The 13,592-nt window shown below is 69.1% G+C and carries 10 protein-coding genes and 1 tRNA gene; 5 read left to right on the top strand and 6 right to left on the bottom strand.

Annotated features, from left to right (window positions below; all coding sequences use genetic code 11):
• Nucleotides 1-131: 131 nt before the first annotated feature.
• Nucleotides 132-1,619 carry a 30S ribosomal protein S1 gene (rpsA, locus tag ACT3T5_RS09695; protein ID WP_444576601.1) on the bottom strand — a complete coding sequence of 496 codons (1,488 nt, stop codon included), beginning with the start codon at nt 1,617-1,619 and terminating at the stop codon, nt 132-134.
• A 308-nt stretch (nt 1,620-1,927) separates the two neighbouring features.
• Nucleotides 1,928-4,627, bottom strand: a complete 2,700-nt coding sequence (gene polA, locus ACT3T5_RS09690) for a DNA polymerase I (RefSeq protein WP_444594256.1) — start codon at nt 4,625-4,627, stop codon at nt 1,928-1,930.
• A gap of 90 nt (nt 4,628-4,717) precedes the next feature.
• Between polA and ACT3T5_RS09685 the strand changes: the two genes are divergently transcribed.
• On the top strand, nt 4,718-5,182 hold the full coding sequence (locus tag ACT3T5_RS09685) for a PaaI family thioesterase (RefSeq protein ID WP_444576599.1): 465 nt from the start codon (nt 4,718-4,720) through the stop codon (nt 5,180-5,182).
• Nucleotides 5,183-5,218: 36 nt separating this feature from the next.
• Here the strand turns inward: ACT3T5_RS09685 and ACT3T5_RS09680 are convergent, their stop codons facing one another.
• Together ACT3T5_RS09680 and ACT3T5_RS09675 are read right to left on the bottom strand one after the other, a co-directional pair.
• Entirely contained in the window at nt 5,219-6,601 is a 1,383-nt protein-coding gene (locus tag ACT3T5_RS09680) for an ABC transporter substrate-binding protein (RefSeq protein WP_444594255.1), read from the bottom strand.
• Nucleotides 6,602-6,657: 56 nt separating this feature from the next.
• Entirely contained in the window at nt 6,658-7,308 is a 651-nt protein-coding gene (locus ACT3T5_RS09675) for an ANTAR domain-containing response regulator (RefSeq protein WP_444576597.1), read from the bottom strand.
• 108 nt (nt 7,309-7,416) lie between these two features.
• Here ACT3T5_RS09675 and ACT3T5_RS09670 point away from each other — a divergent pair.
• The 3 genes from ACT3T5_RS09670 (at nt 7,417) to ACT3T5_RS09660 (ending at nt 9,126) form a co-directional block, all read left to right on the top strand.
• A tRNA-Leu gene (locus tag ACT3T5_RS09670) sits at nt 7,417-7,498 on the top strand.
• 411 nt (nt 7,499-7,909) lie between these two features.
• Nucleotides 7,910-8,485: a DUF1541 domain-containing protein gene (locus ACT3T5_RS09665; RefSeq protein WP_444594268.1), complete on the top strand. Its 576-nt coding sequence runs from the start codon at nt 7,910-7,912 to the stop codon at nt 8,483-8,485.
• A gap of 8 nt (nt 8,486-8,493) precedes the next feature.
• A complete protein-coding gene (locus tag ACT3T5_RS09660; protein ID WP_444594254.1) occupies nt 8,494-9,126 on the top strand; it encodes a CueP family metal-binding protein in 633 nt (210 codons plus the stop codon).
• 107 nt (nt 9,127-9,233) lie between these two features.
• Here ACT3T5_RS09660 and ACT3T5_RS09655 read toward each other — a convergent pair whose 3' ends face one another.
• Nucleotides 9,234-10,325, bottom strand: a complete 1,092-nt coding sequence (locus ACT3T5_RS09655; RefSeq protein ID WP_444576596.1) for a sensor histidine kinase — start codon at nt 10,323-10,325, stop codon at nt 9,234-9,236.
• A 52-nt stretch (nt 10,326-10,377) separates the two neighbouring features.
• The gene (locus tag ACT3T5_RS09650) at nt 10,378-11,091 is read right to left on the bottom strand and encodes a response regulator (protein ID WP_444594253.1); all 714 of its coding nucleotides are present in this window, start codon (nt 11,089-11,091) and stop codon (nt 10,378-10,380) included.
• A 204-nt stretch (nt 11,092-11,295) separates the two neighbouring features.
• Between ACT3T5_RS09650 and ACT3T5_RS09645 the strand changes: the two genes are divergently transcribed.
• Complete coding sequence (locus ACT3T5_RS09645; RefSeq protein ID WP_444576594.1) at nt 11,296-13,500, top strand: heavy metal translocating P-type ATPase; 2,205 nt, start codon at nt 11,296-11,298, stop codon at nt 13,498-13,500.
• The last annotated feature ends 92 nt before the right edge of the window (nt 13,501-13,592 follow it).

The following is a 13,592-nucleotide window of genomic DNA, read 5'->3' as shown; positions in this document are numbered from 1 at the left end:
CTCGCCTGCAGGAGGCCATCCCGATGACCTGCAGATCACTTCTCCGCGGATCCCCCGTGCGCGTCCCCCGGACGCCGGAACGCCCCGGCCCCCGTGAGGGGACCGGGGCGTTCCGCAGAACGATCCGAGGATCAGTTGCCGGTGAGCTTGGCGCGCAGGGCGGCCAGTGCCTCGTCGGAGGCCAGCGTGCCCTCGTCCGTGGTGCTCGACTGGTAGGAGGAAGCCTGCGTGGCCGGAGCGGCCGACGGCGTCGAGGTGGACGTCTCGGTGGCCGGTGCGTTCGCGGACTCCTCGTCGGCCTTGATGGCCTCGGCGACCTGAGCCTTGTGAGCGGTCCAGCGCTCGTAGGCGGCGCCGTACTGGGCCTCCCACACCTCGCGCTGGGCGTCGTAGCCCTCGAGCCACTCGTTGGTCTCCGGGTCGAAGCCCTCGGGGTACTTGTACTCGCCGTTGGCGTCGTACTCCGCCGCCATGCCGTACAGGGCCGGGTCGAAGGTGGTGTCGTCACCCTCGGGGTCGACGCCCTCGTTGGCCTGCTTGAGCGACAGCGAGATCCGGCGACGCTCGAGGTCGATGTCGATGACCTTGACGAAGACGTCCTGGTCGACGGTGACGACCTGCTCGGGCAGGTCCACGTGGCGCTGAGCCAGCTCGGAGATGTGCACGAGGCCCTCGATGCCGTCCTCGACGCGCACGAACGCACCGAAGGGAACCAGCTTGGTGACCTTGCCCGGAACGACCTCGCCGATGGCGTGGGTGCGGGCGAAGAGCTGCCACGGATCCTCCTGCGTCGCCTTCAGCGACAGGGAGACGCGCTCGCGATCCATGTCCACGTCGAGAACCTCGACGGAGACCTTCTGGCCGACCTCGACGACCTCGGACGGGTGATCGATGTGCTTCCAGGACAGCTCGGAGACGTGCACCAGGCCGTCGACGCCGCCGAGATCGACGAAGGCGCCGAAGTTGACGATGGAGGACACTGCGCCCTCGCGGACCTGGCCCTTCTGCAGGGTCTGCAGGAAGTCCGAGCGGACCGCGGACTGGGTCTCCTCGAGGTAGGCACGGCGCGACAGGACCACGTTGTTGCGGTTCTTGTCGAGCTCGATGATCTTCGCCTCGATCTCCTGGCCGACGTACGGCTGCAGGTCGCGGACGCGACGCATCTCGACGAGGGAGGCGGGGAGGAAGCCGCGCAGGCCGATGTCGACGATGAGGCCGCCCTTGACGACCTCGATGACGCGGCCGGTGACGACGCCCTCGTCTTCCTTGATCTGCTCGATCGTGCCCCAGGCGCGCTCGTACTGTGCGCGCTTCTTGGACAGGATCAGACGGCCTTCCTTGTCCTCCTTCTGGAGGACCAGGGCCTCGATCTCGTCGCCGACCTCGACGACCTCACCGGGGTCGACGTCGTGCTTGATGGACAGCTCGCGCGAGGGGATGACGCCCTCGGTCTTGTAGCCGATGTCCAGGAGGACCTCATCGTGATCGACCTTCACCACAGTGCCTTCGACGATGTCGCCATCGTTGAAGTACTTGATGGTCGCATCGATGGCTGCCATGAGTTCGTCGGCGCCGCCGATGTCGTTGATGGCGATCTGGGGGGTCGTGGTGTCGGTCATGTAGGTAAGGACTCCGTCGGGACAGGTTTGAGTAGGAACGATGGACGTGCAGTGCCCCTGCTCAGGGGCACATCCGCACGCACCCGACCACGTTCGAGGATCCATGGGTGTTCACCGCATGCATCCCCCGAGGGGCGGGCCCGCGCGCAGACCTTGACCAGGTTACCAGCCTGAGGATTCCTGCGCGAGGGAGAACCCGGCTCCGACGTCGCGCGCCGATGTGAGTTCAGTCCCTCTGCGGCCCGCCGCCTGCACATCGGCCCGCCGTCGGCTCGGTGGGCGGCCCCGTGTCAGTGGGCGGCCCCGGGTCAGTGTGCGGCCTCGAGCCAGTTCGCGCCGACGCCGATGCCGACCTCGAGGGGCACCGACAGCTCGAAGGCGGAGCCCATGCCCTCGGTGACGGCCTCGCGCACCTGCTGCTCCTCGCCCTCGGCGACGTCCATCACCAGTTCGTCATGGACCTGGAGCAGGACCCGCGAGGTCAGCTCCTTCGCGCGCAGCAGGTCGTCGACCCGGAGCATCGCGAGCTTGATGATGTCCGCCGCACTGCCCTGGATCGGCGAGTTCAGCGCTACCCGCTCGGCGTTCTCGCGGCGCTGGCGGTTGTCGGAGGTCAGATCCGGCAGGTAGCGGCGGCGACCGAGGATGGTCTCGGTGTACCCCGTCGACCGGGCCTTCTCGACGCTCTCGCGGAGGTAGTCCTGCACCCCGCCGAACCGCTCGAAGTAGCCGTCGCGCAGGGCGGTCGCCTCCCCCTGGGAGATGTGCAGCTGGCGGGCAAGGCCGAAGGCGCTCAGCCCGTAGGCCAGCCCGTAGCTGATGGCCTTGGTCTTGGACCGCATCGCGCCGTCGACCTCCTCCGGCTCGACGTCGAAGACGCGCGAGGCCACGAAGCGGTGCAGGTCCTCTCCCGAGCGGAACGCCTCGATCAGGCCGGCGTCCTCCGAGAGGTGCGCCATGATGCGCATCTCGATCTGCGAGTAGTCGGCGGTGAGCAGCGAGCGGTAGCCGGTGGACGTGACGAAGGCGGACCGGATCCGGCGACCCTCCTCGGTGCGGGTCGGGATGTTCTGCAGGTTCGGGTTGTTCGAGGAGAGCCGTCCGGTCGCGGCGATGTTCTGGTGGAAGGTGGTGTGGATGCGCCCCTCCGGGGAGATGAAGCGCCGCAGGGTCTCGATGATCTGCCGCATCTTCGTCACGTCGCGGTGCGCGAGCAGATCCGCGAGGAAGGGGTGCTGGGTCTTCTCGAACAGGTCCACGAGGGTCTCGGCGTTCGTGCTGTAGCCGGTCTTCGTCCGACGGCCCTTGGGGAGGCCCAGGCGCTCGTAGAGGACCTCCTGGAGCTGCTTGGGCGAGCCGAGGTTGATGCGATCGCCGTCGATGTGGGAGAACGCCGACTCGGCGACCTCGGTCTGCTTGGTCGCATGCTCCTGGTCCAGGCCTCCGAGCACCTCGTCGGAGACTGCGATGCCGGTGGCCTCCAGCTCCCCGATCACGGCGGACAGCGGCAGCTCGAGGTCGTCGTGCAAGGACAGCGCGGCGTGCTCTTCGAGCTCCGTGCGCAGCAGCCGCTCCAGTCGCAGCACCGCATCGGCGGCGAGGCCGAGCTGCTCGGCCTCGGCGTCCGTGTCGTCGTCGGCCCCGAGACCCAGCTCCTGCTGGGCCGCGGCGGCCTCCACCTGGAGGTCCTCCTGCAGGTGGCGCAGGGTCAGCCCGGCGAGGTCGGTGGGCCGCTGATCGGGGCGGCACAGGAACTCCGCGATCGCGAGGTCGGTGCGCCAGCCGGCGATGCTCAGCCCGCGGCCACGAGCCTGATGGGAGAGGTTCTTGGTGTCGTGCGCGACCTTGGCGATCTCGGGGTCCTCGAGCCACGTGGCGAGGGCGCGCTCCGCAGTGTCGTCGAGGTCGGCAAGCGTGAGCACCGCGAGCGCGTCATCGGTGGCCAGCGCGAGACGACGCAGGTCTCCCTGCCCGAGCGCCCAGCTCCCCTCGCTCGCGAGCGCGGCGCCCTCGCCGAAGGCGGAGGCCAGCAGCTCGGGGAGCTCGGCGGAGGAGGGACGCTGCAGCGGGGGCAGCTCGCGAGCGGGCGCCTGGGGCACGTCCACGCCGCCGGCGAGGAAGTCCGCGGGGACGTCCTTGCGGATCGTGGGGCCGAAGGCGAGCTCGTCGAAGAGCGCGTTGAGCGCGGTCCCGTCGCCGCGGCCCAGGGTGTAGTGCTCGGGGTCCGTGGGCAGCTCGAGGTCGAGGACGGCGGCGTTCATCAGGCGGTTGCGCTCGACGTCCGCGATGTGGTCGCGCAGGGACTGCCCGGCCTTGCCCTTGATCTCGTCGGCGTGGGCGATGATCCCGGGCAGGTCGCCGTACTGCACGATCCACTTCGCGGCGGTCTTCGGGCCGACGCCGGGGACCCCGGGGAGGTTGTCCGCCGACTCCCCGACGAGCGCGGCGAGGTCCGAGTAGCGCTCGGGCGGGATCCCGTACTTCTCCTCGATGGCGGTGGGAGTCATACGGCGCATCTCGGTGACGCCCTTGACGGGCTGCAGCAGGGTCACGTTCTCCCCCACCAGCTGGATGGCGTCACGGTCGCTCGTGACGATCAGCGCCTCGCCGCCCTCGGTCGCGGTGCGGTGGGCGAGGGTGGCGATGATGTCGTCGGCCTCGTAGTCCTCGACCGTCAGCCAGCGCACCCCGAGCGCATCCAGGACCTGCATGATCAGGTCGATCTGGCCCACGAACTCGGGCGGGGTCTCGTCGCGACCGCCCTTGTACTGGTCGTAGATGCGGTCGCGGAAGGTGCCGCCGGGCAGGTCAAAGGCGACGGCCACATGGGTCGGCTTCTCGGAGGCGACGACGTTGATGATCATCCGCGTGAAGCCGTAGACGGCATTGGTCGCCTGCCCCCGCCCGTCGCTGAACCCGTCGGCAGGCAGCGCGAAGAACGCGCGGAACGCCATGGCGTGCCCGTCGATGAGGAGGATTCGCTGGTCACCGGTGTCGCTGGCACTCATGAGGAGAAGTCTCGCATGCCGCGCCGTCGACCGCCGTGCAGACGGTCCCGCCAGAGGCGCCGAAGGCTCCGCCTGTGGCACCCTCAGGGCATGAGTGATGCACCTGAGCGCAGTGAGACCGTCCACGCCCCGCTGTCCGGGGAGGAGCTGCGGGAGCTCATCGCCCCCATGATCCGCGGGACCCTCGTGGAACGATGCGGGATGGAGCTGCTGAGCCTGTCCGCCGACGGCGGTCTCATGACGATGCCGGTGGCGGGGAACACGCAGCCGGCAGGACTCCTGCACGGCGGCGCGACGATCGCCCTGGCCGAGTCCGTCGCCTCCTTCGCCGCGATCGTCCACGCCCGGGAGGTCCACGGCGACGGCGCCCAGGCGGTCGGCACCTCGGTCTCGGCGCTCCACCACCGCTCGGCCCGTTCCGGGATCGTCACGGCCACCTGCACGATCCGGCACGCGGGACGGCAGATCGCGAGCTATCTCGTGGACGTGCACGACGAGGACGGGACGCTGCTGAGCACCATCACCGTCCAGACGATGCTCCTCCCGCCGCGCTGACGCACCCCCGATGGCGGCGCCTCGGCCGCCAGCGCCTCAGCCGCCGGTGTCGAACACCGTGGTGGGAGCGGACCCGATGGCCGGCTCCGAGTCGAGCGAATTCTCAGCATCCCAGGTCCGGCTGCGGATCTTCCCCGTCCGGACATCGTTGTCCGAGCCCAGCTCGAGCGGGCCGGACCGCCCGGTGAAGGAGATCGTGGTGCGCTGCCCGGCAGCGCGTGCGTCGCGGAGCAGCGCCGAGCAGTCCCCGAACTCGGCGCACTCCTGGGTTCCCGAGAGCACCCTTTCCAGCGAGCCGGCGATGTCCACGCCACCGACAGACACGGCGTCCTCCGCCGCGAGACCGGCGAGCAGGACCGCGTCGTAGGCCTGCTGCGAATACCCGAACCCGGTGGCCAGCAGGGTCGAGTCGACGTTGAGCATCATGTTGACGTGCGTGTCGTCCAGCGCGTCGCCGGGCAGATATCCCGTGGCGGAGGCGAGGCACTCCGGCGTCAGTGCGTCCTCGGAGTAGTCCACGCTCGCCGCCGGGCCCAGCCGGGAGGGGATCGTCACGGCGGGCTGCTGCGATCCGTCCCGCGTGGCGTCGTGCAGGGCGGACAGGAGAGGTCCCACCTCCGGACCGCCGTTCACGACGAGCAGGGCAGGAGGCTCCGCCAGGACGGCCTCGATCACGGCGTCGAGGTCCGGCGCGTCCCCGGCGGGATAGAACTGCTGTGTGAGGATCTTCCCGCCCCGAGGGGCCAGGATGCGCGTGAGCTCGCCCACCAGGCTGCGCCCCTGCGCTGTGTCCTCCGAGACGTAGGCGACCGTGCCGGGAGGCCCGCTCCCGTCCGATCCAGACGTCCACGCCTGCTCGGCGTAGAGGGTCGCGATCGCGACGTCGTCGGGTGCGAGCCGTATCAGCATGTTGGCACTGGCCACCTCGGGCTCCCGCACGCTCATCCCGGAGGTGAGGACATCGATCACGGCGATCTGCGCGTCGACGAGGGCGGGGATCACCGCCACGAGCGACTCCTCGTCCAGGGAGGTGATCACGGCGCTCACCCCGGCATCGGCCATCGTCGCGATCACCGCGGAGAGGTCCTCCCCCGCAGCGGCGGCGACGTGCCGCTGGTGCATCGTCACCTCGTGGCCGAGAACGCCGCCCCAGCGGGCGTTGAGATCGATCATCGCCTCGGTGATCGCGATCGAGATCGGCGTCTCGAAGGCCGCGGCCCGGCCGTAGGAGGCCCCGATCGATCCGAGGACGAGCGGCGTGTCCGGCGTGGGCGGCGCAGCGCCGAGCGTCCCGGCGTCCCCGCCCGAGGTGCCGGGATCAGCGTCGCGGCTGCAGGAGGTCAGCACACCGGCACCTGCCGCGGCACCGACGATCGCCGGGGCGAGCCCGCGCACCAGCGACCGCCGTGTGATCGACATCGAGCCCGCGCATCCCCTCTGGTCCGGCATATGCCACGCCGGACCGGTGTCTCCGGTCAGTCCTTGCCGGACCCGCCGAGCTGGTCGACGACGGCGTCGGCGACCTCACGCATCGTGAGGCGGCGATCCATCGACGTCTTCTGGATCCAGCGGAAGGCCTCCGGCTCGGACAGGCCCATGTTGGTCTGCAGCAGGCCCTTGGCACGATCCACGCGCTTGCGAGTCTCGAAACGCTCACCGAGGTCGGCGATCTCGGACTCGAGCTGGGTGATCTGCTGGAACCGGGAGATCGCGATCTCGATCGCGGGCAGCAGATCCGCCGGCGTGAAGGGCTTGACGACGTAGGCCATCGCGCCGGCATCGCGGGCGCGCTCGACGAGCTCGGCCTGCGAGAACGCCGTGAGCATCACCACGGGGGCGAGGTTGTCCTCGCCGATGCGCTCGGCGGCGGTCACGCCGTCGACCTGGGGCATCTTCACGTCCATCACGACCACGTCGGGTCGCAGCTCTCGGGCCTTGGTCACGGCGCTCTCGCCGTCACCGACCGCGGCGACGACCTCGAAGCCTGCCTCGGTGAGGGTCTCCACGATGTCCATACGGATGAGGCTCTCGTCCTCGGCCACGACGGCTGTGCGCCGCGGGGTCTCCTCCTCCGCGGTGGAGAAGTCCTGCTGATCGTCGGGAAGGGGGGTGGTGTCGTCAGTCATGTCGCCCTGTATCTCGGGAAGTGCCTGACGCGGGGTGCTGTGCACCCGCACGGTCGAGGCCGGTGGTCATCAGCGTTATCCTAGTCCAGCGCTCCTCCGTGGGTGCGAGCCGGGTTGGCGGAATGGTAGACGCGGCGCACTCAAAATGCGCTGTCCTTTGGGCGTGCGGGTTCGAGTCCCGCACCCGGTACCCCTTCAGTGACCGATGACCTGCCGCGATGCGTGCAGAACCGCCCACATCGGAGCGCTCCGAGCTCGATGTGTGAGCGCAGATCCCCTGCGCAGACCAGACCCTGCGCCGGCAGCGCGCCGCTGGTCACGGCCCGATGCGGCGCCGTCCCGCCATCGGACTCACTCCCGACCTCCCTCTCTGTGAGGCGTCCCACCAGGGTCCGTGCCGGTCTGCTCGCACCGTCGCGGATCACCGGGACCACGGAGAGAGAACGATCATGTCCGACCTCGTGCAACGGCTCGGCCTCCAGTCACGACAGCGCGGAACGTCAGTCCCGCACAGTGTTCGTGACGTCCAGATCTGATCTTGAGGAGGCCTTGACATGCGGGTCCTAGGCTGGTCGTAAACAGCCTCTGACTAGGAGAGATGATGCAGACTCGCCGTTCTTTCGTTGGACTCGCAGCCGTCATCCTCACCGGTGGGACAGCTCTTGCCGGCTGCACCGACAGCGGATCTGACATCGCTCAGACATCCGACGCGTCGGCAGCCTCCGACGGTGGTGGACATGGAGACATGGAGCATCCGATGGACGGCGGGCCCGCACCCGAGGGGATCGCACCAGCCGAGGACCCCGAGTTCCCTGTCGGCACGACGGTGACGCTCACGGCGGACCACATGGAAGGCATGGCGGGCGCAACGGCGACGGTCTCCGGCGCCTTCACCACCACGACGTATTCGGTCAGCTACACCCCGACCGACGGTGGAGATCCAGTCACCGACCACAGGTGGGTCGTCCACGAGGAGCTCGAGAATCCGGGCGACGCCCCGCTGCCGGACGGCAGCGAGGTGGTCATCACGGCCGAGCACATGGCGGGCATGAAGGGCGCCGACGCCACCATCGACCGTGCCACCGAGGAGACCGTGTACATGGTCGATTACGAGGCCGTCGGGATGATGATGACGAATCACAAATGGGTCGTCGAGAGCGAGATTGAGCCTGCCTGATGAGGACGATGTCGAGTCGCCGCAGACTGCACGAACCGTCGGCGGGCTCGTCCTGGCGCCTTGCCCGCCGGTCGCTGCTGGGCGGCATCGGTCTGGTCCCGTTCGTCCTGGCCGGCTGCGGGGCTCGGGATGACGACCAGGCTCCCGTGAGCGGCGATCAGGAGCTGCTCCGCGACCTCGGATACGAGGGTGCCGATGCCCAGGAGATCATCGACCAGCTCGAGGCGCTGCCGGTTGCCGAGCGACCACGGGGCCTGATGGCCAGCGTCATGGCGACCGCACTCGGGCTCAGCGACGCTGCGGGGCGGGAGGTCGAGCTGTCCCTACCCCAGAACAAGTTCTACCTCTCGGTGGCTCCTTTCAGGGACTCCACCCACGAGTGCGCCTATCACAGCTTGACGACGTGCCTCGGTGAGCTGCGTCGTCAGGACGTCACGGTGAGCGTGGTCGACGACAGCTCGGGCGACCCTCTCGAGGATGGCACCCGCACGACGGGAGACAACGGGTTCCTCGGAATCTGGCTGCCCCGCGGGATCACCGCGGAGCTCACGTGCACCGTCGAGGATCTGTCGGGGACTGCGTCCATCTCGACTCAGGAGGAGGACGATCTCACCTGTCTGACGAGTCTTCAGCTGAGGTGAAGGAACGCAGGACGGAGAGCGCTCACGGAGGCGGGACGCGGCGGCTCACCACGACCGCCCGTTCCTGGCGGCCCAGGGCGGCGGAGCTAGCGGTCAGCGGTCAGCTGTCAGCGGTCAGCGGTCAGCTGAGGAAGGCTGATGGTGAAGCAGGCTCCTCGTCCGGGACCTTCGCTCGTCGCCGTCATGGTCCCGCCGTGCGCATCGACCAGGGCACGGCTGATCGTCAGACCGATACCTGACCCGGAGTTCTCGCGGGTGCGAGCGCTGTCGGCGCGGAAGAAGCGTTCGAACAACCGGGACCTGTCCTCCGCGGCGAACCCCTCCCCCTCATCCGCCACCGCGATCTCCACCGTCCTGCCGTGCGCCGCTGCCGAGACCGTGACGGCGGCTCCGGAGGCGGTGTGCCGGAGCGCATTGCTCAGCAGATTTCCGAGCACCTGGGCGAGACGATCCGGGTCTGCGTGGATCACCGGCGATCGACCCGTCGTCGTGTCGAGGCGCAGCGCCACCTCTGCGCCCTCGAAACGCTCCTGCCATTCTCGGAGCACCGAGGCCAGCAGGTCATGGGCGACGAGGGGTCGTGGCTCCACCAGGAGCTGACCCTCTTCCGCCCGGGACACCTCGCTGATGTCGGCGGCCAGCCGCGACAGCCGCACGGTCTGGCTCGCGAGGATGGGCATCACCGAGTCGGGATCGATGACGCCGTCGGCCAGAGCCTCATGGTGCGCAGACAGGGTGGCGATGGGAGTGCGAAGCTCGTGGGCGAGGTCGGAGAGCAGCTGGCGCCGGGTCTCTTCGACGACATCGAGCCGGGCCGCCATGTCGCTGAGCGTCGCCGCCAGAGAGTCCAGCTCGGTCCCGTCGCCGATGACGGGAACCCGGGTGGAGTAGTGGCCGCGGGAGAGTTCGTCCACAGCCGACGTGAGGCCGTGGAGCGTCACGCGGAGGCGTCGCGTCAGGTTCCAGGTGACGAGCCCGGCAGCCAGGAGCGAGACCACCAGCCCGACGCCGAGGGCGAGGGCAAGGGCGTCGCGGTGGGCACGTTCGATGTGGACGAGATCGGTGTCCCCCATGGGAAGGTCGGTCTGGAGGAGGTGGTGGTGGAAGGCCGCGGGCCCGATGATCACCGTCAGGACGGTGATGGTGAGCGCGCCGGCGAGCAGCACCATGATCTGGCCGACCATGAGTCGTGACGCCAAGCTCTTTCCCCGGGAAGGACGCCGAGCTGGGGAACCCAACATGGTCACGACCTCACCCCTTCCCCATCCGATACCCGATGCCGCGCACCGTAGTGACGAATCGCGGGGACTCGGCCGACTCACCCAGCTTCCGACGGAGATTGGCGATGTGCACATCGACGAGATGATCGTCGCCGTTCCACCTGTCGCCCCAGACGAGCTCCAGCAGCTGTCCACGGCTGAAGGCCTGGCCCGGACGGTGCGCCAACGTCATCAGGAGCCCCCTCTCGGTCGGGGTCAGCGGGACCGGAGCTTCTGCCAGCCGCACCTCCTGCGCCGTCGTGTCGATCTCGAGCGCCCCGAACCTCCGCACCGTGCTCGTCGACGCGGCCCCGGGGACGGCGCGCGGTCGGCGCAGCACGGCCTGCACCCGGGCGACGAGCTCGCGCACGCTGAACGGTTTGGTGAGGTAATCGTCCGCCCCCACAGACAGACCGACCAGTCGATCCACTTCCTCTGTTCGCGCGGTCGTGATCAGCACATAGCAGTCGGAGAAGGCACGGATCCTCCGCATCACCTCCAGGCCGTCGAGACCCGGCAAGCCGAGATCGAGGATGATCACGTCCGGCGACATCGTGCGGGCCAGCCCCACCGCCTCCGGACCGCTTCGCGCAGTCGTCGTGGCATAGCCGGCCCTGGTGAGATATGCCTGCACCACATCCGACAGCGCTGCTTCGTCCTCGACGACGAGAACCATCGCCGCCGCTCGATCCGCTCCACTCCTCATGCGTCCCAGTCTGGTCGCCGTTCCTGGATGCCATGGGGCTGCAGTGGCTCTCGCGGAGGATCTGGAGCAGATCTTGAGGTTCCCCTCGAGCTTCCTCGACGAGCACGCCCTGTCGATCGGTGAGCGGCTGGACGAACGACGTGCACGCGCACAGCGGAAGATCAGCCCTGGAAATATACCCCCCATGGGTATACGGTGTCGACTATGAACGCTGATCACGATCTCCACCGCCACGCCGACGGAGAAGCTGACAAGCAGCACCCGCGTCCTTCCGCCGGGTCTGTGCCCACGCACGCCGATGCCGCTGAGCACGACGCCGCTCAGGCGCCTCTCGACCACGGATCGCATGGATCGCACGCCGATCATTCGGAGCACGAGGAGCATTCGGAGCCCGAGGAGCATTCGGGACATGGCGGCCACGCCGGCCATGGTGACCACGTCGCACAGTTCCGGCGGCTGTTCTGGATCAACCTGATCATCGCGGTTCCGGTCGTCATCTTCTCCCCGATGTTCGCGATGCTGCTCGGGTACGGCGTTCCTGATCTTCCTGGCGCGATGCTGATCGCCCCGGTCCTCGGGACCGTCATGTACATCTGGGGCGGGCGCCCGTTCCTCACCGGGGCGGTCTCGGAGATCCGTTCCCGCCAGCCCGGGATGATGCTTCTGATCGGGCTCGCGATCACGGTCGCATTCATCTCCTCCTGGGGCGCCACCCTCGGATTCCTCGATCACCAGCTGGAGTTCTGGTGGGAGCTCGCCCTGCTGGTCGTGATCATGCTGCTGGGGCACTGGGTCGAGATGCGTTCCCTCGCCCAGACGACGTCCGCGCTCGACTCCCTGGCCGCACTGCTCCCGGACATGGCCGAGCGGATCGATGGGGAGGAGATCGTGAGCGTCTCCCCTGCCGAGCTGCAGCGCGGGAACCTGGTTCTCGTGCGGCCCGGGGCGAGCGTCCCGGCCGACGGCACGATCCGTGAGGGCCGTGCCGATATGGACGAGTCCATGGTCACCGGCGAATCCCGTCCCATGACGCGATCGACCGGAGATTCTGTCGTGGCAGGCACCGTCGCCACCGACTCCAGCCTCCGCATCGAGGTCACCGCCACGGGCGATGAGACCGCCCTCGCCGGTATCCAGCGCCTGGTGACCGATGCGCAGAACTCCTCCTCCCGGGCCCAGCGCATCGCCGACAAGGCGTCGGCGTGGCTGTTCTGGTTCGCCCTCGGAGCCGCCGTGATCACCGCGATCACGTGGTCCTTGCTCGGGATGCCCGACGAGGCCGTGGTCCGCACGGTGACCGTCCTGGTCATCGCCTGCCCCCATGCGCTGGGGCTCGCGATCCCGCTGGTCGTCTCGATCGCGACGGAGCGGGCCGCCCGCGGCGGCGTCCTGGTGAAGGACCGCCTGGCGCTGGAAGCGATGCGCACCGTCGACGCCGTCCTGTTCGACAAGACCGGCACCCTGACCAGGGGCGAGCCCGTCCTCGCCGAGATCGTCGGCCGGGGCGCGGAGGAGTCCGAGGTGCTGGCTCTCGCAGCCGCCGCCGAGGCGGAGAGCGAGCACCCGCTCGCCCGTGCGATCGTGGCCAGGGCTCAGTCGGACCAGGTCCGGATTCTCGCGGGCTCCGATCTCGGCTCCACCCCAGGGCTCGGAGTGAGCGCCCATGTCGACGGGCACGAGATCCGCGTCGGCGGTCCCCGCCTGCTCGAGGAGACCGGCACGAGCGAGATCCCCGAGGCAGAGGCCTGGCGCCAGCAGGGCGCGATCATCCTCCACGTCCTCCGCGACGGCGAGGTGATCGGCGGCCTCACCCTCCACGACGAGATCCGCCCGGAGTCTCGCGAGGCGATCGATGCGCTGCACGCCCTGGATGTCGAGGTCATCATGATCACCGGTGACGCGGAGCCGGTCGCGAACAGCGTCGGCCGCGAACTCGGCATCGACCGCGTCATCGCGGGGGTGCGCCCCGAGGACAAGTCCTCGACGGTGGCTCAGCTCCAGGAAGAGGGCAAGAAGGTCGCGATGGTCGGTGACGGCGTCAACGACGCCCCCGGCCTGGCACAGGCCGACGTCGGCATCGCCATCGGTGCGGGCACCGATGTCGCCATCGCGTCCGCGGGGGTCGTGCTCGCGAGCTCTGATCCGCGCTCGGTCCTCTCCGTCATCGAGCTCTCCCGCGCCGCGTACCGGAAGATGACGCAGAACCTCTGGTGGGCTGCCGGATACAACCTGCTGTCCGTGCCGCTCGCGGCGGGGATCCTCGCCCCCATCGGGTTCGTCCTCCCGATGTCCGTCGGGGCGATCCTCATGTCCCTGTCCACCGTGGTCGTCGCCGTGAACGCCCAGCTCCTGCGACGCCTCGACCTGCGCCCCGAGGCGAGCGTCGCCGCAGTCAGGGCGCGCCGATGACCCACCCACCTCACAGCGGACCGCTCATCAGCGCGCAGCGCCTGCCCATGAGAACGGCGCCCCTCGGCCGACAGGCCGAGGGGCGCCGTTCT

The organism is Brachybacterium sp. AOP3-A1-3, from assembly GCF_052378285.1.
Classification (GTDB): Bacteria; Actinomycetota; Actinomycetes; order Actinomycetales; family Dermabacteraceae; genus Brachybacterium.
Note: the sequence above shows the minus strand (reverse complement) of the source record. Positions and strands in the feature narration are given on the sequence as shown.

Coding starts and splice junctions, on each gene's coding strand:
- ACT3T5_RS09685 (WP_444576599.1), top strand. CDS start 4,718: ATGAGTGATGCACCTGAGCGCAGTGAGACCGTCCACGCCCCGCTGTCC.
- ACT3T5_RS09650 (WP_444594253.1), bottom strand. CDS start 11,091: ATGAGGAGTGGAGCGGATCGAGCGGCGGCGATGGTTCTCGTCGTCGAG.
- ACT3T5_RS09645 (WP_444576594.1), top strand. CDS start 11,296: ATGAACGCTGATCACGATCTCCACCGCCACGCCGACGGAGAAGCTGAC.
- ACT3T5_RS09675 (WP_444576597.1), bottom strand. CDS start 7,308: ATGACTGACGACACCACCCCCCTTCCCGACGATCAGCAGGACTTCTCC.
- rpsA (WP_444576601.1), bottom strand. CDS start 1,619: ATGACCGACACCACGACCCCCCAGATCGCCATCAACGACATCGGCGGC.
- ACT3T5_RS09665 (WP_444594268.1), top strand. CDS start 7,910: ATGCAGACTCGCCGTTCTTTCGTTGGACTCGCAGCCGTCATCCTCACC.
- ACT3T5_RS09680 (WP_444594255.1), bottom strand. CDS start 6,601: ATGTCGATCACACGGCGGTCGCTGGTGCGCGGGCTCGCCCCGGCGATC.
- polA (WP_444594256.1), bottom strand. CDS start 4,627: ATGAGTGCCAGCGACACCGGTGACCAGCGAATCCTCCTCATCGACGGG.
- ACT3T5_RS09660 (WP_444594254.1), top strand. CDS start 8,494: ATGTCGAGTCGCCGCAGACTGCACGAACCGTCGGCGGGCTCGTCCTGG.